The 21,669-nt window shown below is 67.5% G+C and carries 19 protein-coding genes, 1 tRNA gene and 2 pseudogenes; 1 reads left to right on the top strand and 21 read right to left on the bottom strand.

The window, feature by feature from the left end:
- Nucleotides 1-47 precede the first annotated feature (47 nt).
- The 20 genes and pseudogenes from ABD678_RS06015 to ABD678_RS05920 all read right to left on the bottom strand — a co-directional run bounded on the left by ABD678_RS06015 (nucleotide 48) and on the right by ABD678_RS05920 (nucleotide 19,299).
- Entirely contained in the window at nucleotides 48-1,214 is a 1,167-nt protein-coding gene (locus ABD678_RS06015) for an MFS transporter (protein WP_344754735.1), read from the bottom strand.
- A gap of 20 nt (nucleotides 1,215-1,234) precedes the next feature.
- Complete coding sequence (locus ABD678_RS06010; RefSeq protein WP_344754733.1) at nucleotides 1,235-1,840, bottom strand: isochorismatase family protein; 606 nt, start codon at nucleotides 1,838-1,840, stop codon at nucleotides 1,235-1,237.
- A gap of 14 nt (nucleotides 1,841-1,854) precedes the next feature.
- Nucleotides 1,855-3,483: a D-alanyl-D-alanine carboxypeptidase/D-alanyl-D-alanine-endopeptidase gene (locus ABD678_RS06005; protein ID WP_344754731.1), complete on the bottom strand. Its 1,629-nt coding sequence runs from the start codon at nucleotides 3,481-3,483 to the stop codon at nucleotides 1,855-1,857.
- Between the two features lie 45 nt (nucleotides 3,484-3,528).
- Nucleotides 3,529-4,512 carry a Gfo/Idh/MocA family protein gene (locus tag ABD678_RS06000; RefSeq protein ID WP_344754729.1) on the bottom strand — a complete coding sequence of 328 codons (984 nt, stop codon included), beginning with the start codon at nucleotides 4,510-4,512 and terminating at the stop codon, nucleotides 3,529-3,531.
- A gap of 9 nt (nucleotides 4,513-4,521) precedes the next feature.
- The gene (locus tag ABD678_RS05995; RefSeq protein WP_344754727.1) at nucleotides 4,522-5,385 is read right to left on the bottom strand and encodes a CAP domain-containing protein; all 864 of its coding nucleotides are present in this window, start codon (nucleotides 5,383-5,385) and stop codon (nucleotides 4,522-4,524) included.
- Between the two features lie 224 nt (nucleotides 5,386-5,609).
- Nucleotides 5,610-5,682, bottom strand: a tRNA-Thr gene (locus tag ABD678_RS05990).
- Nucleotides 5,683-5,725: 43 nt separating this feature from the next.
- The gene (locus ABD678_RS05985; protein WP_344754725.1) at nucleotides 5,726-6,376 is read right to left on the bottom strand and encodes a TetR family transcriptional regulator; all 651 of its coding nucleotides are present in this window, start codon (nucleotides 6,374-6,376) and stop codon (nucleotides 5,726-5,728) included.
- A gap of 60 nt (nucleotides 6,377-6,436) precedes the next feature.
- Nucleotides 6,437-7,978 (bottom strand): alpha/beta hydrolase, encoded by a 1,542-nt coding sequence (locus tag ABD678_RS05980; protein ID WP_344754723.1) that lies wholly within the window; start codon nucleotides 7,976-7,978, stop codon nucleotides 6,437-6,439.
- Complete coding sequence (locus tag ABD678_RS05975) at nucleotides 7,975-9,141, bottom strand: DNA polymerase III subunit delta' (RefSeq protein WP_344754721.1); 1,167 nt, start codon at nucleotides 9,139-9,141, stop codon at nucleotides 7,975-7,977. Before ABD678_RS05975 ends, ABD678_RS05980 begins: the two co-directional genes overlap by 4 nt.
- A 20-nt stretch (nucleotides 9,142-9,161) precedes the next feature.
- Nucleotides 9,162-9,779, bottom strand: a complete 618-nt coding sequence (gene tmk / locus ABD678_RS05970) for a dTMP kinase (RefSeq protein WP_344754719.1) — start codon at nucleotides 9,777-9,779, stop codon at nucleotides 9,162-9,164.
- A gap of 5 nt (nucleotides 9,780-9,784) precedes the next feature.
- Entirely contained in the window at nucleotides 9,785-12,571 is a 2,787-nt protein-coding gene (topA, locus tag ABD678_RS05965; protein ID WP_344754717.1) for a type I DNA topoisomerase, read from the bottom strand.
- Nucleotides 12,572-12,640: 69 nt separating this feature from the next.
- Entirely contained in the window at nucleotides 12,641-12,937 is a 297-nt protein-coding gene (locus tag ABD678_RS05960; RefSeq protein ID WP_344754715.1) for an Rv3654c family TadE-like protein, read from the bottom strand.
- 408 nt (nucleotides 12,938-13,345) lie between these two features.
- Nucleotides 13,346-13,456: pseudogene (locus ABD678_RS05955) on the bottom strand (DUF4244 domain-containing protein); the annotation flags it as partial.
- Between the two features lie 631 nt (nucleotides 13,457-14,087).
- A pseudogene (locus ABD678_RS05950) lies at nucleotides 14,088-15,176 on the bottom strand (recombinase family protein); the annotation flags it as partial.
- Complete coding sequence (locus ABD678_RS05945) at nucleotides 15,173-15,505, bottom strand: hypothetical protein (RefSeq protein ID WP_344754713.1); 333 nt, start codon at nucleotides 15,503-15,505, stop codon at nucleotides 15,173-15,175. The pseudogene ABD678_RS05950 and the gene ABD678_RS05945, both read right to left, overlap by 4 nt.
- 94 nt (nucleotides 15,506-15,599) lie before the next feature.
- Entirely contained in the window at nucleotides 15,600-15,767 is a 168-nt protein-coding gene (locus tag ABD678_RS05940; RefSeq protein WP_344754711.1) for a hypothetical protein, read from the bottom strand.
- A 46-nt stretch (nucleotides 15,768-15,813) separates the two neighbouring features.
- Nucleotides 15,814-16,020 carry a hypothetical protein gene (locus ABD678_RS05935; protein ID WP_344754709.1) on the bottom strand — a complete coding sequence of 69 codons (207 nt, stop codon included), beginning with the start codon at nucleotides 16,018-16,020 and terminating at the stop codon, nucleotides 15,814-15,816.
- A complete protein-coding gene (locus tag ABD678_RS05930) occupies nucleotides 16,017-16,145 on the bottom strand; it encodes a hypothetical protein (RefSeq protein ID WP_344754707.1) in 129 nt (42 codons plus the stop codon). Before ABD678_RS05930 ends, ABD678_RS05935 begins: the two co-directional genes overlap by 4 nt.
- Before the next feature lie 321 nt (nucleotides 16,146-16,466).
- On the bottom strand, nucleotides 16,467-16,739 hold the full coding sequence (locus ABD678_RS05925) for a hypothetical protein (RefSeq protein ID WP_344754705.1): 273 nt from the start codon (nucleotides 16,737-16,739) through the stop codon (nucleotides 16,467-16,469).
- Nucleotides 16,740-16,923: 184 nt separating this feature from the next.
- The gene (locus tag ABD678_RS05920) at nucleotides 16,924-19,299 is read right to left on the bottom strand and encodes a phage/plasmid primase, P4 family (protein ID WP_344754703.1); all 2,376 of its coding nucleotides are present in this window, start codon (nucleotides 19,297-19,299) and stop codon (nucleotides 16,924-16,926) included.
- Nucleotides 19,300-19,879: 580 nt separating this feature from the next.
- On the opposite strand from ABD678_RS05920, the gene ABD678_RS05915 reads away from it, so the two are divergent.
- The gene (locus tag ABD678_RS05915) at nucleotides 19,880-20,455 is read left to right on the top strand and encodes a hypothetical protein (protein ID WP_344754701.1); all 576 of its coding nucleotides are present in this window, start codon (nucleotides 19,880-19,882) and stop codon (nucleotides 20,453-20,455) included.
- On the opposite strand, the gene ABD678_RS05910 is transcribed toward ABD678_RS05915, so the two are convergent.
- Nucleotides 20,369-21,580, bottom strand: coding sequence for a DNA-methyltransferase (locus ABD678_RS05910; RefSeq protein WP_344754699.1), 1,212 nt, complete (start codon nucleotides 21,578-21,580; stop codon nucleotides 20,369-20,371). The two genes, ABD678_RS05915 and ABD678_RS05910, sit on opposite strands and share 87 nt — an antisense overlap.
- Nucleotides 21,581-21,669 lie beyond the last annotated feature (89 nt).

Raw genomic sequence — 21,669 nt, 5'->3', positions numbered from 1 at the left:
CCCCGTATTACCGCTCAACCAGCGGGATCGGCTACAGGACGCCCTCGTCAGCGGCCTCGGCCGTCGCGTCCCCGGCAGGCCGCGGATGGCGCGGCACCGGCGTCGGCTCCCGCAGCAGGAAGGCGAGGGCGAGCGCCACGACCGTGAGTGAGCCCGAGCAGTATCGCGAAGGTCACCCGCAGATCCGTCTGGTCCGCGATCCACCCGAGCAGCGGGCTGAACAGCCCGCCCACGGTGACCGCGAGCCCCACCGTCACCCCGCTCGCGATCCCGATCCGGTTCGGCAGGTAGTCCTGCCCGAGGATGACGAACACCGCGAACGGCACGAAGATGGCGACCCCGAAGACCGCCACGAACACGAGGGCGACGAACCAGTCGGGCGAGAGCACGAGGCCGAGCAGCGCCGGGATCGTCGCGGCGAAGCCGAGCCGGATGCTCAGGAGCCGCCCGACGCGGTCGGCCAGCCATCCGCCGATGAGGGTTCCTCCCGCGCCGGCGAACAGGAACACGCTGAGGGCGAGGCCGCCGAGCGCTTCCGACGTCCCGAAACCGTGGATGAAGTAGAGCGCCACGAAGGACACCGCACCGAAGAAGATGATCGACCGCACGACCACGACGGCGGTGAGCCGAAGGAATGCGGGCCAGTTGTCGGGGCCGGGCGGGTGCACCACCCGTTTCGGCGTGCCGACCGGCCCGTCGAGCACCCTCCCCAGCCGAGCGAACAGCAGCACCGCCATGAGCGCGGCCGGGATGATGAGGTAGATCGCACCCTGCAGCCCCGTGAGCAGCAGGAGCGGAGTCGTCACCAGAGAGCCGAGGGCGAACCCGGTGTTGCCGCCCAGCGCGAAGACGCTCATCGCGCGGTTGCTGTCGCCTGCGGCGACGCGCGCAGCTCGCGCCGCCTCCGGATGGAATGCGGAGATCCCGAGCCCGGCGATGGCGATGAGCACCCAGGTCGCCCAGTACTCGACGGAGAAGGCGACGAGGCCGACACCGACGGCGGCCGTGAGCATCCCGACGGGGATGAGCCATCGCCGGGGCCGGCGGTCCCCCCACCAGCCGAAGGCGGGTTGCGCGACCGAGGACAGCAGGTTCGCCGCGAGGACGAGACCTGCGACGGCCGCGTAACTGTACTGACGCTCGATCACGAGGAACGGCAGGAGGGCAGGAACGACCCCCTGATAGAAGTCATCGACAACGTGCGACGCCGCCATGATGGCGATGCCGCCTCGGTTCACTCGGGCGATATCGACTCCGACTGCTCTGAGGTCAGGAGCTCCGCCCCCGCGTGACCGAGCTCGGCGAGCGCCGCCTCGGAGCTCTCCGCCGCGACCCCGGCGACGAGGTCGGTGAGCACGCGTACGTGTCGGCCCAGTTCGAGTGCGTCGAGGGCGGATGCGCGCACGCAATAGTCGGTGGCGATCCCGACGACATCGATATCGAGGATGCCGAGCTCCTCGAGCGCGTCGGCGACGGTGCTCCCCTCGTCGGTCGTTCCCTCGAAGATTGAGTAGGCCGGCACACCCTGGCCTTTGCGCACGTGAACGGTCACGGCACTCGTGTCGAGGGCCGGGTGGTATTCGGCGCCTTCCGTGCCGGCGACGCAGTGCACCGGCCACGTGGTCACATAGTCCGGTTCTCCGTCGGTCGCGAAGTGTCCGCCGTTGTCGCCGACAGCATCGTGCCAGTCTCGGGAGGCGAAGACCTGCTGGTAGTGATCCGGATGCTGCTGCAGGTAGGAGGTGATCCCGGCGGCGACCGCCGCACCGCCGTCCACCCCGAGCGCGCCTCCTTCGGTGAAGTCGTTCTGCACGTCGATGATGAAGAGTGCCTTGCCCATGAGTCCTCCCCCGTTCAGTTGTTTGACAGGTTGTTGCCGCAGTTGTAGACGCCGGTGGTGACGGTGTCGAGCGCATCCGTCGCGTTCGCCTGAACGGGGCCGAGGGCGTAGAACGCGAAGGAGAGCACCGACCCGTCGGTCGCATGGACCCATCCGGCAAGTGTTCGCGACGACTTGATCCAGCCGGTCTTCGCCACGACATTGCCCCGTGCGACGGCGTTCGCGCCGGTGAACCGGCTCGCCAGGCTTCCGGTCTTGCCGGCGACGGGCAGCCCCGCTTTGATGACGTCGAGTCCCTGGCCACCTGTGTATACCTTCGCCATGAGCTGGGCAACGAACAGCGGTGCCACAGCGCTGTTCGCGCTCAGACCGGAACCATCCCGGACGATCACCCCGACGGGGTCGAGCCCATAGGTGGCAAGCGATCCAGGGATGACCGAGGCGAGGGACGCTGCCGTCCCGCCGGCGCCCGACTCCTTCGACACGACGCGGGCGATCATCTCGGCAAGCGTGTTGTCCGAGGTGAGGAGCATCTGCCCGATGAGGATCTTGATCGGCTGGGACTTCACTTCGGCGAGAAGCGGCTTGCCGGCGAGAGCCGCCCCTGTGCTGATGTCGACGGGGTGCCCCAGGTCGAGGGCGGCGACGAACGCATTGCCGGCGCGGCCGATCGGGTCGGTACTGCGCGGACTGGTCCCCTTCTGGGGATTGGCGCGGTCTCCGTCGACCATGAGCGCCGTGACCTCCGAGTGATACCCGATGGTCTGCTCGCTGCGCTCCCAGGTCGGGTCCCACTTATCGGCCGGGTCCCAGTAGGTGGCGTCGAGGATGACGGAGGTGATCTCCTCGCCAGGATGCGCGGCCTCCCAGGCCGTCTTGGTCTTCGCCGCGAGATCATCCATCTTGGGGGCGCCACGATAGAAGCTCTCGACCCCGGCGGGCAGTGCGCTGATGGTCGGGTCGCCGCCGCCGACCAGCACGATGCTGCCGGGGGTGCTGCCCTCGTAGACGCGCGTGGCCATCCGATAGTCGGGCCCGATGGTCGCGAGCGCTGCAGCGGCGGTGAGCACCTTGAGCACGCTCGCGGGCGGGGCACCGTCTTCTGCGGAGCGGTCGAAGAGCACCTCGCCGGTCGTGACGTTGATGACCGATCCCGCGAAGGTCAACAGGCGGGGGTCCTCGGTGAGCGAGTCGATGGAGCAGGTGCGCAGCGCCGAGGCCGACGCGATCTCCGCGGGGACGTTTCGCGGCGGGTCGGGTGTCGGCGTCTGCGTCTCGAGGGGAACGGCCGCTTCCGCCGAGCCGACGGCGATGCCGGTGAAGACCGCCCCGGTGCCGAGCAGCAGGAAAATTACTCCGAGGGCCGAGAACATCAGGGTGTTCGGATGCCGCTCGAGGGCGGCGCGGAATCCGCCGCGTTTCTCCCCCGCATCCTGAGCGTCCTGGGCACCGGGACCAGCGCCACCGATCACCTCGGTGGGCGTGGCGGCCCAGGCCGGGGCGGGGGCGGCTGCCGGATCCGTCGCGACCGGTTCCGTCGGCGCGGCGCTCCCGGCGGGCGGAGTCGATCGGGCACGCCGCTTCCCCTTGCCGGCAGCGGCCTCACGGGCTGCCCGACGGGTCAGGGGCTGTTCGTCACTCACTCGCCCATGATAACTGCGCACGCCGGGCGCCGGATGCCAGCGACCTCAGCCCTCCTGCGGATAGGTCAGGCCGATCTGACGGCGTACCTCGTCGAGCGTCTCCATGATCTGCACGGTCTCCGACGGCGGCAGGATGCTTCCGGCCGTGAACCCCCCGGCCACGAGTCGCTCGAGCTCGGCCGCCTGGAAGTGCATCCCGCGGCCATTCACCGGCTCGTCGTAGCGGTCGATCACCTCGCCGGCCGAGTCGAACACGGTGAAGGAGGTCGCGGTGTACCACACCGCGTCGAGCTCGATGCGTCCCTTCGTGCCGAGCACCACCGCACGGTTCGGCCCGCGGGTGTCGAGTGCCGCATGCATGACGGCCTGCCGCCCGCCGTCGAACCCGAGCACGATCGCCGTCTGGCGGTCGACCCCGGTCGCCGTCATCGCGGCGTTCGCGAGCACGGTGGTCGGCGCACCGAACAGGTCGTAGGCGAAGGAGATGGGGTAGATGCCGAGGTCGAGCAGGGCCCCGCCGCCGAGATCGGGGTTCAGGCCGCGGGCGAGCGGGTCATCCGAGAGCACCTGGTCGTGGTCGGCGATGAGGGTGCGCACGTCGCCGATCACGCCGCCGGCGATGAGTTCGCGCAGGCGCACCATGGTCGGGAGGTACCTCGTCCACATCGCCTCGAGGGCGATGAGTCCGCGAGATTCGGCGAAGCCGATGACCTGCCGCGCCTCGCGCGCGTTCAGCGCGAATGGTTTCTCGACGAGCACGTGCCTGCCCGCCTCGAGTGCGAGCAGCGCATTGGCGGCGTGCAGCGGATGCGGCGTCGACACGTAGACGACATCGACCTCGTCGTCCGCCACGAGTTCCTCATAGCTCGCGTGGGCCTTGCGGATGCCGAACTCGCCCGCGAAGGCCGCCGCGGCATCCATCGTCCGCGAGCCGACCGCGGTGACGGTGAAGCCGTTGGCCAGAAGATCCGCCGTCTGGGCGTGCGCGATCCAGCCGGTCCCGAGGATGCCCCAGCGAAGCGTTCCCACGAAGGGAATCTAGCAGCCGCCCCAGCGCGCGGCGGCCCGGGTGAAGCTGTAAGGCTCGTTCGGGATACCGCCGTGCGTCATCGCGAAGTAGATGCAGACCCCGGCTGTACTGCCCGTGTAGGTGGGCCGGTAGAGCGAGGCGCGGTGCGCCGGGGAGTTCCACCACTTCTGGGCGACCGTCGCGCCGGTGTTGTTGTACCCGCCGGCGAGGTTGCCGTCGCATCCGCGGCTCGGAACACCGTCGCTGCGCTGCGAGCCCATGTGGCCCCACGCGCTCAACGGGTCCTCGCTCGGGTCCTCCGCCATCCAGAACAGGCGAGTCTCCATGCAACTGTCGTAGCGGATGTGGTTCATCGGGACGGGAGCGAGGCAGTTGGCGACGCGGATGGCGTTGTAGGTCGAAGCGAACGACGCCAGGTCGGCGCTCGTCGTGCCGGCGACCCCTCCGGACGAGACCTTGCTCGGCGCGCCACTCGTCGAACCTCCGATGGGACCTGGACAGCTGCCACCGGCGGCGACCACGGCGGCCCGGCGGGCGGCAGTGCCGCTCGCCCGGTCGGCAGGAGAGACCACGACGGGCTTCGGTACGGGCTTCTGGGCGAGGTGCTCGGAATCGACCTTGAGTTCTTTGGCCCGCGCATCCTGCTGCGCCACGCGCACCGCCTCGTTGACGTAGGCGAGTGCGACCGGCGCGGAGGAGGATGCGGTGGTGGCTGCGATGGGTGCGGTCGCGAATATCGGGAGTCCGGTCTGCTGGACGGCGCCGGCGGAACTGGCGTTGCCGAACAGCGACGGCCCACTGCCGCCGACGAACGGCAGCACGAGCGTCAGCACCGCCGTGAAGACGGTGATGAGAAAAGCAGAGCGCTTCACGACAGTTCCCCCCAGAAGGTGCCTGGCGACCGTTCCCCAACGAATCGCTGGTTCAACGCTACGGCCCCAGGGCTGGGGAGGCAATCCGCGGCAAGCCCCGATGCGTCGATAACCCCTGTTTTGGGGGCGTTTTGTTGCGCCGATTGTCACACGATCGGGGGGTGGAACAGCGTGTCGGTCCCCCGAAGTGCGGACACGAAGTGCGGAAACGAAGTGGGGGCGAGAGCCGCCTGTCAGAATCGAACTGACGACCTTCTCATTACGAGTGAGATGCTCTACCGACTGAGCTAAGGCGGCCGGCCTCCTGCAGGCAGGAGACACAGCATGAAAGCTTAGCCGATCACGACCGGCTCGTTGGTGCCAGCGTCTCCTCGAGTTCGCTGAACGCCTCGAGGATGTTGTCGCCGAGCGAGCGCCCATCCTCCGCACCGATCCAGGCGCGGTAGGCGTAGCGAACGGCCGCGAGCCCGATGAGGCTGAGCAACCGCGAACGACGCTGGAGGGCGGCGGCGTCGCCGGCGATCGTCGCATCGTCGGTGGCGAGGCGCTCGGCGATGATCCCGGTCAGTTCGTCCTCGAAGCGGTGCAGGTATGCCATCCGCTTCGCGAAGAGCCCCGGGTGCTCCCGCAGCAGCGCTCGGCGGCGCTCCTCCGGCATCCGCTCCTCCGCGAGGGCACCGGATGCCGCATCCAGCAACCGGCCGAGCCCCGCGTAGATGCTCTCCCGCGGCCCCGCCGCGAGGAACTCGGCCGTGGCCGGAAGCTCGGGCAACGAGGGGAAGTCTCCGATGACCGCGTCGTCTTTGGAGGAGAAGTAGTTGAAGAAGGTGCGTGGCGAGATGTCGGCGGCAGCGCTGACCTCGTCGATCGTGACCTGGTCGTAGCCGTGCCGGGCGGCCAGGTCGAGTATGGCGACCTGGATCGCCGATCGCGTGGCACGCCGCTTGCGCTCGCGAAGGCCAGGGGTCGGTTCGGGCTCCGGCTCACTCATGCGCCCATTCTTGCACCGACTGCAATTTTGCACAATCTCAGCCGGGCCAGGGCGCCCGGCTCAGCAGTCGGGGTCCTCCGCCGGGACCGTCCCATCGATGAAGTAGGCATCGACCGTGTCGTTCACGCACGAGTTCGACTTGTTGTAGGCCGTGTGCCCCTCGCCGTGGTACGTCACGAGGTGGCCGCTCTCCAGCTCATCGGCGAGATTCACCGCCCACTGGTACGGCGTCGCCGGGTCGTTCGTGGTGCCGACGACGAGGATCGGCGCGGATCCCGGCGCCCGAATCGCCTCGCGAACGCGTGTCGAGGGGAACGGCCACTCGCTGCAGGAGGTACCGCCCCATGACATCTGCGGGCCGAATGTCGGCGCCACCCTCGCAAGCTCCGCCGCCTCCGCTGCCAGGGTGTCCCGTGTGCTCGTCTGCCTGTAGTCGAGACAGTTGATGGCTATGAAGGCCTCGGTGGAATTGTCCTGGTAGGTGCCGTCGGAGTTGCGGCCGTTGTACGCATCCGCGAGCTGGAAGGCGTAGTCGGCGTTGCCCGCGAACACATCGGTGAAGAGGTCGCTCAGGTACGGCCAGTTCGACTGGCTGTAGAGGGGCAGGATGATCGCGGTGAACATCGCGTCGCTTCCCAGCATCCGGTCGTCGCTCGCCCGCAGCGGGCTCGCATCGAGCCGGTCGAGCAGCGTTCGGATGCGCTTCATGCCGGCGTCGACCGTGCCCCGGAACGGGCACTCCGAGCCGGCGAGGCAGTCGGCCAGGTAGGCGCGCGCCGCATCCTCGAAACCCTTCGCCTGCGTGAGCGTCACATCGAAGTCGGTCGTCGCCGGGTCGAGTGCGCCGTCGAGCACGAGGCGTCCGGTCTTCTCCGGATAGAGACCCGCGTAGGTCGCCCCGAGGAAGGTCCCGTACGAGTACCCGAGGTAGTTGAGTTTCGTATCGCCCAGGATCGCCCTCAACAGGTCGAGGTCGCGGGCGGCGCTCACAGTGTCGACATAGCCGAGCAGCTCCCCGGTGTGCTCGAGGCACGCGGCGCCGAAATCGGCGTAGGTCTGCTCGATGTGATCGACGAGAGCATCCTGGCCGAGATCGCGGGGCGAGAGCTCGTAGAGGAAGTTGTCGAGCTCGGAGGGGTCGTCGTAGCAGGAGACGGCGGAGGAGCGATTGACGCCGCGCGGATCGAAGCCGACGATGTCGTAGCGTTCGGTGAGCTTCGCGTCGACGGCGTAGTTCAGGCTGTCCTGGATGAAGTCGTACCCTGAGCCGCCCGGCCCTCCGGGGTTCACCAGCAGGGAACCGAGCCGTGAGCCGGTCGCAGGCGAGCGGATGAGTGCGAGGTGGATGGAGTCGCGTGCGGGGTCGTTCCAGTCGAGCGGCGCTGTCGCGGTCGCGCACTGGAAGCTGCCCTCGCACTTCGACCAGGCGAGGACCTGCGAGTAGTACGGGACGAGCGCGGCGTCCACCTTCTCCTCGGTCGGCTTCGAGGTGAGCTCCGGCGCGGGTGGGAGGAACAGGGTGACGCAGCCGCTGAGCGGGACGACGAACGCGAGGCACGCGACAGCCAGTGCGGTCCGCAGCGGCCACCTCCGGCGGGTCACGAGCTGATTCTCCGCCGGGCGGAGATGAGCATCGCCTCGAGGGTGAGCGCCGGCGCGACATTGCTGTCGATGCGACGGCGGGCGGTCGAGATGGCCTCGAGGGTGGCGAGCGTCTGCTCCGGAGTCGCCGCGCCCGCGGCCTCCCGCAAGCGGTCGAGAATCTCGAGGTTGATCGGCTCGACCTCCGAACCGAGCTGCAGCAGCAGGATGTCGCGGTAGAGCGAGAGCAGATCGACCATGATGCGGTCGAGCCCATCGCGAAGGCTCCGGGTGGCCCGCCGCTTCTGGTCCTCCTCGAGCGACCGCAACTGCGCCCTGAGCGCGGGCGGGATCGTACCGCCCGGCTCGATGCCGAGCGATCGCAGCGCGCCCTCGCGCTCCTCGGAATCCCGCTCCTCGGTGATCGCCTTCGCATCCTCGGTCGCCATCTCCAGCAGCGCCCCCGCCGCGATCACGGCGTCCGACACGGTGCGGATGCCGAGGGCCGCCTGCAGGGTGCGTTCGCGACGGACGCACGCATCCTCGTTCGTCGCGAGTCGATGCGCCATCCCGATATGGCTCTGGGCCTCCCTCGCCGCGCGCAGGGCGAGCGCGGGGTCGACGCCGTCGCGCCGCGCGATGAGGTCGGCGACATCCGCGAGCGCCGGCACCCGCAGTCTGACACTGCGCACCCGCGATCGCACGGTCGGGATGAGGTCGGCCTCGCTCGGGGCGCACAGGATCCAGACGGTGCGCGGCGGGGGCTCCTCGAGTGCCTTGAGCAGCACGTTGGAAGTGCGCTCGGTCATCCGGTCGGCGTCCTCGATGATCATGACGCGGTAGCGGCCCACCGACGGCGAGAACTGCGAACTCGTCACGAGCGCACGCACCTCGTCGATCGAGATGATGACCCGCTCGGTGCTGAGCACGCCCAGATCCGGATGCGTTCGCGCCTCCACCTGGCGCCTGGTCGCCTCGTCCCCCTCCGGGTTCCCAGGGCTGAGGAGCGCCGCGGCGAAGGCGTAGGCGAGGTTCGAGCGCCCGGATCCGGGCGGCCCGGTGATGAGCCAGGAGTGCGTCATCGAGTCGGCCTGGGGCGCGTCGGCCTGCGTGACGCCGGATGCCGCCGCGCGGAAGACGGCGATGGCCTCGGGCTGGCCGGTCAGCTCATCCCACAGTGACATACGCGCAAGCATAGGGAGTCTCAGCCGAGAAGTGCTGCGACACGGTCCCGGATGTTCGCCGCGATCTCCGGGACCTCCTCCGTGGCGTCGATCACGAGGAACCTTCCCGGCTCGGCGGCAGCGAGGTCGAGGTAGGCGGCGCGGACGGTGGCATGGAACTCGCGCTCCTCCGCTTCGAGCCGGTCGTACTTCGTGCGGGACGACATCCGGTCCCGTCCGACGGACTCGTCGAGGTCGAGCAGGATCGTGAGGTCGGGAAGGAGCCCGTCGGTCGCCCACAGCGAGACGTCCCGGACCTCCTTCGCGCCGAGCCCCCGCGCGACGCCCTGGTAGGCGACGGAGGAGTCGAGGTAGCGGTCCTGCACGACGATGTCGCCGCAGTCGATCGCCGGCCGCACCTTCGTCGCGATGTGGTGGGCGCGGTCGGCCGCATAGATGAGCGCCTCCGACTTCGGCGTGATGTGGCCGCGGCTGTGCAGGACGATCTCGCGCAGTTCCTCGCCGAGCTCTGTGCCGCCCGGCTCCCTCGTCGTGACGACCGTGCGGCCCTGCTGCTCGAGCCACTCGACGAGCAGGGCCGACTGCGTCGACTTTCCGGAGCCGTCGCCCCCCTCGAAGGTGATGAAGAGCCCGCGCATCGCTGCTACTTCGCGGCCGGCTTCTTGGCGGCCGGCTTCTTGGCTGCCGGCTTCTTCGCCGCAGATTTCCTGGCGGCCGGCTTCTTGGCCTTCGGCTTCGCAGGACCCTTCGCCCGCTTGTCGGCGAGCAGCTGAACAGCCCGCTCGAAGTCGATGTCCTCGACGGTTTCGCCGCGCGGGATCGTCGCGTTGGTCACGCCGTCGGTCACGTAGGGGCCGAACCGGCCGTCCTTGACCTTGATGGGCTTGCCGCTCTCCGGATCCGCATCGAACTCCTTGAGTGCGCTCGACGGGCGGCGTGCGCCGTACTTCGGCTGGGCGAAGATCTCGAGTGCGCCCTGGAGGTCGAGGTCGAAGATCTGCTCCTCGGTCGTGAGCGAGCGGGAGTCGGTGCCCTTCTTGAGGTAGGGGCCGAACTTGCCGTTCTGTGCGGTGATGTCCTCACCGGTCTCCGGGTCCTGCCCGACGACGCGCGGCAGGTTCAGCAGGCGAAGGGCGGTCTCGAGGTCGATCGTGGCGAGATCCATCGAGGCGAAGAGGGATGCGGTGCGCGGCTTGGGCGCGGTCGACTTCTTCTTGGCCGGTTTCTTTTTAGGCTTTTCGGTGACCTCGCCTGTGAGCGGGTCGACGGTCTCGACGGGCTCGACCGGAGAAGCGGGCGGCTCGACCGGAGAAGCGGGCGGCTCCGGCTCGAGCTCGGTCACGTATGGACCGTAGCGACCGTTCTTCGCGACGATCTCCTTGCCGTTCTCCGGGTTGATGCCGATCACCCGGTCCACGACGACGGGCGCATCGATGAGCTCGTGGGCCTTCGCCAGCGTGAGCTCGTCGGGAGCCAGCTCATCCGGGATGTTGACGCGGCGCGGTTTGGCGTCGGGGGCGGCATCCGGGTCGATGACCTCGAGGTAGGGGCCGTACTTGCCGATGCGCAGGGTCACCAGGTCGTCGAGCGGGATCGAGTTGATCGTCTTCGCGTCGATCTCCCCGAGGTTGTCGATGACGTTGCGGAGGCCCTTGTAGTCGGGGCCGCCGAAGTAAAAGCTGTTGAGCCAGTCGACCCTCTTCTCACTACCGTCCGCGATGCGGTCGAGATCGTTCTCCATGCCGGCGGTGAAGTCGTACTGCACGAGCTCGGTGAAGTAGTCCTCGAGCAGACGCACGACGGAGAACGCGATCCAGCTCGGAACGAGTGCGGTGCCGCGGGGCGTCACATAGCCGCGGTCGATGATCGTCGAGATGATCGAGGTGAAGGTGGATGGGCGGCCGATGCCGAGCTCTTCGAGCGTCTTGATGAGGCTCGCCTCGGTGTAGCGCGGCGGCGGTGAGGTCTCGTGACCTTTCGCCTCCACCTCGCGCAGCTCGAGCACCTGGCCCTCGGCGAGGGCGGGGAGCTTCGCCTCGGCGGGTTCCGCCGACTCGTTGCGCTCCTCGTCGTGTCCCTCCTCGTAGGCGGCGAGGAAGCCGCGGAAGGTGATGACCGTGCCGCTCGCCACGAACTCGGCCAGGGCATCCGTCGTCTTTCCGGCGATCGTGACGGTCGCGGTCGAGCCCTTGGCATCCGCCATCTGGGAGGCCACGGTGCGCTTCCAGATGAGGTCGTAGAGTTTCCAGTCGTTGCCGCGCAGGGTGCCCTCGAGCTGGCCGGGCGTGCGGAACGTGTCGCCGGATGGGCGGATCGCCTCGTGCGCTTCCTGCGCGTTCTTGGACTTCCCGGCATACACACGCGGCTTCTCCGGGATGCTGTCGGCGCCGTAGAGCGCGCTGGCCTGGGTGCGGGCCGCGGTGATCGCCTGCTGCGAAAGCGCAGGCGAGTCGGTACGCATATAGGTGATGTAGCCGTTCTCGTAGAGGCCCTGGGCGACGCTCATGGTCTGGCGGGCGGAGAACCGCAGCTTGCGCGCGGCCTCCTGCTGCATGGTCGAGGTCGTGAATGGCGCCGCTGGGCGACGGGTGTACGGCTTCGACTCGACCGAGCTGACCGTGAACGTCGTCGAGTCTTCGCGCAGCGCAGAGGCGAGCGCCTCCGCTGCGGCCTCGTCGAGGGAGACGGCGCCGACCTTGAGCGTGCCGAGGTCGTCGAAGTCGCGGCCGGTGGCGATGCGCCCGCCATCGAGGCGGACGAGTCGCGACTCGAAGGAGTCGCTCGAGGCCTGCGGCGCGAGCTGCGCGAGCAGGTCCCAGTAGGCGGCGCTCACGAAGGCGAGTCGCTCGCGTTCGCGATCCACCACGAGCCTCGTCGCTGCGGACTGCACGCGGCCGGCGGAGAGGCCGGGCCCGACCTTGCGCCAGAGCACCGGCGAGACCTCGTAGCCGTAGAGCCGGTCGAGGATGCGCCGCGTCTCCTGCGCGTCGACGAGCGCCGTGTCGATGTCACGGGTGTTGTCGCGGGCGTGCTCGATGGCGTCCTTCGTGATCTCGTGGAAGACCATGCGCTTCACCGGGACCTTGGGGTTCAGCACCTGCAGCAGGTGCCAGGCGATCGCCTCGCCCTCGCGGTCCTCATCTGTCGCGAGGTAGAGCTCGTCGGCGTCCTTGAGGGCGCGCTTGAGGTCGGCGACGGTCTTGCGCTTCTGGTCGGAGACGACGTAGTACGGCTCGAACCCGTTCTCCACGTCGACCGAGAACTTGCCGAGAGAACCCTTCTTGAGCTCGGGCGGGAGGTTCTTCGGCTCGATGAGGTCGCGGATGTGACCGACCGAGGCCTGCACCTCGTAGCCGTCGCCAAGATACTGGGCGATGGTCTTGGCCTTCGCCGGCGACTCGACGATGACCAGTTTCTTCGTGCCGGGCACGCGACTCCTTACGGGCTTCAGTTACTGCAACAGGGGACACCATACACACAGAATCAGCGCGCGCACTCGTCACGGTGCCATGGCGGGTGGTCCCGCCGTGGCGGTCGCCGACACCGGGAACCCGAGAACCGGGATGCTGACCCTCACGGTCACCATAACCCCATCTGCCTGACATTCCGTCACCACCGCGCGATTGATCTTCGCAACGGATGCCGCAGTGGAGCACGGAACACCCGGTGCGATCCCGACCGCGACGTCCGCTGCGGCGAGCGCGGCGGCATCCGCGGCGGCCGTCGCCCAGCCCCTCGCGACGAGCACGCTATAAAGAGGTACGACGAGGAGAACCACGGCGAGGATCGCGCTCACGACCGCGATGCCGAGCACCGAGCCGGCACCGGATTCGGCGCGCAGTGCTCTCCGGAGCCGGGTCTCGGCGCGCAGGCTCATCCGCCGCCGGCGAACGCGCAACTGGACGCTGAGATCTCGATCGCACCGAGGACGCCGGCCAGGGGCGTCCCCGCCACGGTGATGGCGGCGCAGACGAGGTTGCCGCGCCGCTCGATCCTCGTTGACGCCCCGGGCACGAGCGCGGCGGCGTCGAAGGAAGCACCCCGGGCGGCGCTCCTCGCGGCGAGCGCGGCGGCGTCCTGCACCCGCAGCTGACGGGTCGAGAGCTGCAGGCCGCCGAGGCAGAGAGCGAGGATGAGCATGACGGCGGGCACGACCGCAGCGAACTCGGCCGTGACGCTGCCCCGCTGGCGGTACAGCATGCGCTCAGCCGCCGAAGGTGAGCGCGCGCTGCACGAGGTCGAAAAGTATCCCGCGCACCTCGTCGCTGCGCAGAATGGCGACGAGCAGGCCGGCAAAGGCCACGGCCGCCATCGTTCTCGGCGCCAGGGTTACTCGGGTCGTGAAGCCTTGCCGCGGGGCGCGCTCCTACCCCGGTCTTGGGCTTCGCGACACCCGGGAAGCCGGGCAGGGGGTTGACGCTCCCCTCCCGGTTCTGCGTGTCGCCGTTGCCGAATAGGCGTGGGTCGATGATGCCGGTGATGCGGACGCGCTCGGGTTCGGAGACCCGCTCGGGCAGATGCATGACCACATCGCCGAGCATGGTTACGCGGATGTCGAGGATCTGGACGATTTCCCGTCGCGCGGCGTCGGACATGCTCTCCAACCGCCCGCGAGCACGCTCCGCGAGCGCCACAAGATCGTTCAGCCGCTCTGTCCGTTCCTGCTTCGCCGCGTCCATCGCCGCGTGGGCGTCACGGCGTTGCCGCAGGGCCGACAGTTCCGACCTGAACCGGGCGATCCGCTCGTCGTGCTCGGTCAGATCGTCAGCCTCGTAGCGATCATCCAGGGCGCGGGTGAGGGCGCGCTGTTTTCGCTCGATCTCCTGATCAAGCTTTGCCAGGATCGGGCCGAGGTCCGAGAGGTCGGCGTCGTCCGGTACTTCCAGCCACCGCCGTGCCATCGCCTCCAAGCGCTCGGGACTGCCGAGCAGTCCCTTGATCTCCCCCCACACTCGGGCATCGAGGGAGTCCGCTCGCACCTGCTTGCACTTGCACTTGTCCGGCCCGTTCATGTGCTTCCTCCCCGTGCAGCGGTACACGTCATAGGGCTTCCCGTTGATGCTCACCCCGATGTAATGCTTGCCGCACGCGCCAACCAGGCGGGTCGAGAGCATCTGCGTCCTGGCCTCGGCGGACTTGCCGCGAGTGCTCCGCCGTTCGACGGTCCGCATGATCGCGCGGTGCTCCTTCTCGGTGAGCGGCGGATTGCCCAGGTCGATCTTGATGGGATCGCCGTGGACGGGCCGGCCGTCCCGATCCAGCCGGGTGTGATGGCTCCGCTTGTAGAACGAGCCGGTCTCGGTCGCGCCCCATATGGAACGCCCCGTGTAGAGCGTCGGGTTGGCGAGCATCCGGCGGAGAACATCGGGGTTCCAGCGTGCGGCCTTGCGGGGGCGCATCCCGATCCCGTTCAGATGGTCGGTCGCCTGTTGCATGTTCATCCGGCGGCGCATGATGCAGTCGACCGCCTCGCGCAGCACGGCGCGCTCGTTCTCGTCCGGCACGACCCGCGACACCTTGGTGTTCTTGCCCTCAATCCGCCAGCCGAACGGGGGCTCGCCACCGGGACGTCCACCGTTCTTGGCCTTGGCACGTTGCCCGGCCACTGTACGCCCAACGATCAGGTCGCGCTCCATCTCCGCGACGCCCGCGAGCATAGTTCGCATCATGCGTCCGGCGGGTGTGCTCATGTCGATGGCCTGGTCGACCACGACGAAGCCGATCCCGAGTTCGATGAAGCGGTCGGTCTCGGTGAGGATGTCGGCGGCGCGGCGTGCGAACCGGTCGAGCTTTAGAACGACCACGGCGTCGATCTCCCGTTGCTGGGCGACGTTGAGCATGGCGCGCCAGCGGGGGCGACTCCGGTCGGTGCCGGAGATACCTGCGTCGATGTACTCGGCGACGACCTCCCAGCCGCGCCGGGTCGCCTCCTCGCGGCAGAGTCGCACCTGCTCGTCCAGCGAGGTGCCGTCCACTTGCTCCTCGGTCGAGACGCGGGCGTAGATTGCGGCGCGGGTGATCTTCTTGGTGGTCATGCGGTCACACTCCCGATCTGCCGCTCGACAGCGGCGAGGTAGGTCTGGCGATATGGGTTTGGGTCGAAGGGGCCACGGGGGCGCCGCTGGGCGGCGTCCGCTTCGAGGCAGGCCAGCTCATCGATGCGGGTGCAGTCGGCGCATGTAGGCAGGCTTGTAGTCGCGAGCTCGTCGTAGTAGTGGCTCGCGAGCGCCGAGCCGGTGAGCCGACCACACAGGGTCAGCGCCGTGTCGTAGTGGTTCGTCAGGTGCTCGCGTCCGTCCGGCTCACTGAGTCGCCGCTCGCGCTCGCGCTTGCGGGCGTAGGAATCGCGTCCAGCGAGGTTCATACACGGCTTGCAATACGGCGGCCGGCGGGTGTGGGCGCGGTCCGACCAGCCCCATCCGGTCAGGGGTATGTCGCGCTCACAGGAGGGGCAGTGCTTAGCGGATGACGCCTTCGGCTCGGAGTTGCGCAACGACTGCGGCCCACGCCTGGTTATCGGCGTCGCTCCAGGTGTCGGGGTACTCGATGTCGAGTCTGCGCTCCTGTACGAACTCGTCGAACGCTTCCTGGTACCGACGGGTTCTTTTGTCGTTGGTGAGTGCCACGGCTGTGTCCCTTCCTGCTGGGGATCGTAGGCGGGGCCGCTGATATTCATCGCCGTCCCTCCCACCTGGGCATGTCGGCACGGAATGCACGACCGTCTCTGTCGATGAGCCAGAGTTGGGTGTCGGCAGGCCTCCCGCGGAACCACACCATGTCGGGAAGCCCACTGACGAGCGTCGCGGTGCAGGTGCGGGGCTCACCGAAGTCGTCGATGATGACGACATCGCCGGGTTGGAGGTCGGCCTGCTCGGTCATCGCGGACCCGCCTGTCGCTGGACCTTCATCGCGTAGTAGGTGGCCCACAAGTCGGCTTCGATGTCGCGCCAGGGGACTCGGGCGCGCAGGTCGCCAATCAGTGTTCGAAACAGTTCGCGGATCATGTTTTCTCCTGGTCAGAGGCAGAATTGGTTCTGATTTCCATGAAAATGTACCCGCGGTACTGCGCACAATTCCCCGTCCCGAGTAACCGGCATGGGGACGCTGGCTCCCGTGCGAATCCGTCGCCATGGTGTTCCTTTCGGGTGGGAGGGAGGGGCGGCGAGTTGGAGTAGAGTCGCCCCTCCCGGTCGATCAACGACGCCTGGTGCGTCGCGCGTCGTAGACGCGACGGCGGCGGGCTCGCCGTGCGCGCTTAACTGCGTGCTGGTTCTGCTTCATGGCTGGTTCTCCAATCGGTCGGTCATATCTACTTCCACGGGGCGTCAGGCCCCGAGGTCTTGGGGGTTGGTGTCGGCATAGACCGGCATGCCGTACTCGGGCCAGATCGCAGTTCGAGGGACGACGTGCATCGCGTCGCGGTGGATGCGCCGGACTAACACCGCGTGCTTGTAGTGCGTCTTGCAGAGCAAGCTTGCGAACACCGGGCGGTCACACACGGCCACGAGGCACATGCGGTCAGGGCGCGAGATTGCAGGCCACCCCCGCACCTCATCAACATGAGCGCGGACCCAGGCGGCGAGGCTCTGGTCGGTCATTGGGTGCTCCTTTCGGTGGGTGAAGTTCGCGCGTGCGAGAGGTCGAACGTCTGCCGGTCGTGTGTCTCGTGGGCGGTGGCTGACCAGGGGGGTGAGGCGGGGTGAGACGGGGTTTCGGAAGACGAGAAGAGTGAGTTCTCCCCGAGGAGCTCCGAGAACCCCGTCTCACTCCGTCTCATGCCCGTCACCACGGGATCCCCTCGGTCGTTTCGCCGTCCGCCGAGAACGCCACACCGAGCCACAGGCGGGCCTGCCCCTCCGGCTGCCGGGCCAACGGCCTGCCGTCCCGTCCGACCACCTGGACGCCGGATGAGGCCACTCGAACGCGCTTCTTCTCGACCCCTTGCCCGGTGACGCGCTCGTGGGTGCCGAAGCGCTCGGTGAGGAGCTGGTCGCCCCAGGCCGCCTTGCCGTGCGCATCGAGCCACGCGTTGAGGTCGTGCAGCAGGTCAGTGGTACCGACCGCAGTTTGCGAGTCGAACCGGATGCGGTCGGTGAGGTAGGAAACGATTACGTCCGATTCGCCGCGCCACTCCTCAGTGTCTCGGGTGACTCGCTCCGGTATCGGTGGGAACACCTGGCCCGATCGATACCAACGGTGGGCACCCTCAACGATCCAGGCCAGCACCGCCTCCCGACGACCCTCCACACCTCGCCGCATCCGGTCGTGAAGTCCGGGGTCGCCGGGCTTGTGGTCTGCCCCGTCCTTGCCGTCGAACACAAACGGGAAGCGGACGAGCGCGAGCCGCCGCCAAGTGCCGTGGTCGGTCTCGTTGACCCGCGGCTTGTGGTTGGTCGCCAGGAGCAGCGCATGACTGGTCTCCCAGGTCACCGTGTCCTTCGCGATCTTCCGAGCCGTGATCGTTGGCTGACCCACGGTGTCCTTCAGCCGCTTCACCGAGAGCGGCACAGCCTCCGGCAACTCCTCGATAACCGCGAGCCGCAGCCCCTGGAGGTCGGTGAGTTCGGTCGGGTGGTCAGTGTCGCGGGCCGTCAGCACTCGGTCGGAGACCGACCTGGCGTGCGAGCCGAGGGCAGACTGCACTGACGAGAGGAACGTCGTCTTACCGTTCTTGCCGCCGCCGTAGAGAACCGGCATCAACTCGTCGGTGACGCGGTACCCAGTTGCGGCCTGCCCCATCCGGACCTGCATGAACGGACGTACGTCCTCGGGGATCGCGCCGAGCGCCTTGTCCCAGTCGGGGTGTGTCGCGCCGGGCACGTAGTCGGTCGTCGTGACCTTGGTCATGAACATCCGCGGATCGTGCGGGCGAAGTTCACCCGACCTCAGGTCGACCATGCCGTTGTTGCAGTTGAGCAGGTCGGGGTGCGAGTCGAACGCGGTGGACTCGACTTCGAGTGCGCCCCGGAGGAGCCCGGTGACACCCCGCACCTTGCCGCCTGAGAGCAGTTGCCCGAGTGCGGAGGCACGCTTCGAATCGGTCGTCGCCGCCGACTCCCGGTGGTAGAGGTCTTGCATCGCCAGCCGCACCCGCTCCACCACGTAGGCGTCGGTTCTGGACTCCCAAACCTTGCCGTCCCACTCGCGCCATCCGTGCCCGCCGGACCAACAGATCAACAACCGGAACGCATCGGCCATCGAGTCGACGAGCGTTGAGTCGTCGAGCGCCTGTGGGCGCACCCGCGAAGGGTTGCGCTGCACGTCACCTCGCCAGACGGACTCCAGTGTCTTCTCGGTGTCCTCGTAGTCTGGGTCGACGCGCGCGGCGGCTTCCCGGACCTTCGTCTCGTAGAGGTCGCGACGGTCGCGGTGCTGGCGAGCAAAGTGCCCTGCGACCTGTGTCAGCCAGTCGTTAGTCTGGCCGTCGCCGCGAGCGGGTGGATCGGCGAGCAGTTCCGCGAGGCTTCTGCGGGGAGCGGTGGTCCTCCGCTCGGTTGCTCGGTTTGCTGCTCGGTCGGCGGCGAGTCCTTCGAGCCAGCGGTCAGGCAGGAACGGGATATCCTCGACCGCGGGCGGACCATCGAGCGGCGAACCGTCCGACCCGAACCAGCGGTACTGCTCGCCGGTCTCGGGGTGCACGGACGGCCAGACCATCGAGTATCGGTGGTCGTGTTGGCAGATTTCGACGTTCTCGCCGCCGGATATCAGTCGGGTTCCAGGCGGCACCCGGTAGATGTACTGGCGACTTTCGGGCGCACTGTCAGCTCGTGCCGTGCTGCTGAAGGTTCGCGGGAGGATGCCGAACCTCGACACCCAATCGCCCAGTTGACGCGCTCCGTGCTTGTCGTCGTGTTCGTCAACGTCGATGGCGATGGTGCCGTCGTGCCGAATGGCGATGTTCGAGTCGCGCCACTTCCTGTCGCGTGACCACTCGGCCCGCTTCTCGTCGGTGACGGTCCCCGCGCGCCCGGTCGCTCCGCTCGGCGGCGGGGTCTTGCCGAGTACCGGAATCGTGCCCCACCCCAGCGCGGCGTACTGGCTGGTAGCGGAGGCATAACCGCCGGGCTCCGGGACGGCCTCCCGTGATTTCCGAGCCGCAGGCCGGGGTTCTACCCCGTCTGGGGCTGCGAGTTGCTCGGCGGTGAGCCGCGGGGTCAAGCGCCCACCTCCTCGTTGGAGGTGGGCTCGTCCTCGCCGAACAACAGCGAGAGCAGGCGGTGGAAGTCGTCGTCAGGAAGTGACGCGACGGTGAGATCGAGAGTAGTTCGCAATAGCTGGTCCCTTTATCGGAACCAGCGGGCCGACCTGCCATCTGATTAGCTCAGCCCACCCCACCCTGGGTTACTCTCCCTGGGACACAGCATGTCGAGACAGGTGAGCTGCTCTAGTAGTGCGGGAGTAAGTTCAGCACAGTTTCACCCCAGCCACAAGTCCTTGGTCAGCGAGCGCGTGTAGCGTGACCACGAGTCAAGGACTGGCGGAACTGCCGGAGTACGCTCGACCCTCGGTCGAGAGTTGGGACCGAGGGTCGAGCGTGTATTCAACCGAAGTTGGGCCGGGACCAGCCAGCACCAAAACCAGGGAACCACAAGTGTTACCTGCCATGGAAGTAGGCAGTTTGATCACATTTTCATGACGTCAGCGTAAATGTCTCGCTGACGTCAGAGTTTTCACTTACGCTGACGTCATGGTTTCGCGTCAAGAGGTATACCTCGACAAATTCAACCCTGCCCCTGTCTTGCCATACAACCTCCGAATCATCGACTTCCAGTCGGCGATGCAGGACGTATACGACTTCTTCTACGACGTGAACCAGTTCCTGCGGGGGCGCGACCTCGCGCGGCTCGACGACATGCTCCGGAAGGCTAATCTGTCCGGCACAATCTCCGACATGCTCACCGCCTCGGTCGCCAAACACTCCCGGTCGCTAGTGCAGAACAACTTCCACAACGGTCACCCCGACCTCGTGGTCGAGGGCATTTATCCGAACAACTCGGTGAAGTCCGGAACCGAGGGCGTCGAGATCAAATCAACGCTCAAGCGTGGTGGCGCAGTCGACACCCACGGTGGGCGCAAGCAATGGATGTGCGTGTTTGTCTATGAGACCGACCACGCCACGGAGCCTGCTACCGATCGCAATCCGCTCCTATTCCGCGAGGTCTACCTGTCAGAGGTGGATCCGGAGGACTTCCGCACGAACAACCGTGGCGCGCTCGGCACCCGGACCTCAACCCTCGACCGGGACGGCGTCGCTCGCCTCCGCGCCAACTGGATCTACATGGACCAGCCCAACCCGATCCGGGAGCGCAGCTAGCTTCGGGATGGACTTGGATGCCAACTCCGCGTAAGTGGGATCCAACTCGACGCCAACGGACTGATAGCCGACTGCCTCAGCCGCAGCGAGCGTGGACCCGGACCCTGCGAACGGGTCGAGAACGATGCCCTCACCGAGGGGCAGGATCGCGCGAACCACTTGCCGCATAAACGCCTGTGGTTTGAGCGACGGATGGTTCGCAATCGTCCGCTCCTTGACGTTCGTCGGCGACGACGCGATCACGTCACCGAACGGACGCTCGTCGGAGATACGCCGGAGGCCCCCGGTCTTCCACTTCCGCAGGTTCTCCGCGACGGTCCCCTCGACCGGCTTCCGGAACAGAAGCCACGGCTCCCAATTCGAGCGCGGCATTACCGACACGTCGGGGAACTCCTCGTGGGCGTTCTTCGGCCGGTCACCTCCGCGCATCGTCGTGACAAGACGAACCACTTCGCCGCGCCGTTCGAAGCCCGCCGCGTCGAGAGCATATGACACGAGGTGTGACACCAGAGGGTTCGCCGCTACCATGACGTGAGCGCCGGGCACCAACACCGGCATGAGAATCTCGCCGAATTGCCTGAAGAACCGTTCGAGCTGATCAAGCTCGGCGCTGCTCAGCGTAGTAAAGCGAGGGAGCGGAGCGCGCTGGTGCCCATCGAACGACGGCGGAATGCGCCAGGTACCTCCTCGTCCCGCTCGAAGCTTCGCCAGTTCGGTCGGCGTATATTCGACCAGTCCATACGGAGGGTCGGTTACGACTCCGTGAACGGAGTGCTCCGGCTGCTCACGAAGCCACTCCAGTGAGTCTGCCCGGAAGAGTCGAGTCTTGCCGTGTCGGTACACGGGCTTACCCTTGAGTTCAACCTCCCCATCAGGAGCTGGATCGGTCATAACGAGCCCCGCATCAGCAATGCGGTAGCGACCTCGACCGAGCCGTTCGAACTTACCTGGCGTGTTTAGCTGGAGGTAAGAGCGGATCGAAGACGACGCCACCGCCTCCCCAAAGGCCGTCTCCATGTGAGCCTCGATCTCGCCGATGGAGGCGCCGTCCATGCCATGCCTGCTGAGGCACTCGGCGATGCCATCTCTGATCTGGCCAGGCTGAAACTTTCCCACGGTACCCATTTCGTTGACGTCTAGACGTCATTCTACATGTGCCCACTGACACTTGGGCACGAACGCCGCGCAGGCTTAGCCCGGGCGGGTCAGTCCCC

Source organism: Leifsonella bigeumensis, assembly GCF_039537265.1.
Taxonomy (GTDB): domain Bacteria; phylum Actinomycetota; class Actinomycetes; order Actinomycetales; family Microbacteriaceae; genus Terrimesophilobacter; species Terrimesophilobacter bigeumensis.
The sequence above is the reverse complement of the archived record's forward strand: the minus strand, read 5'-3'. Positions and strand labels throughout refer to the sequence as shown.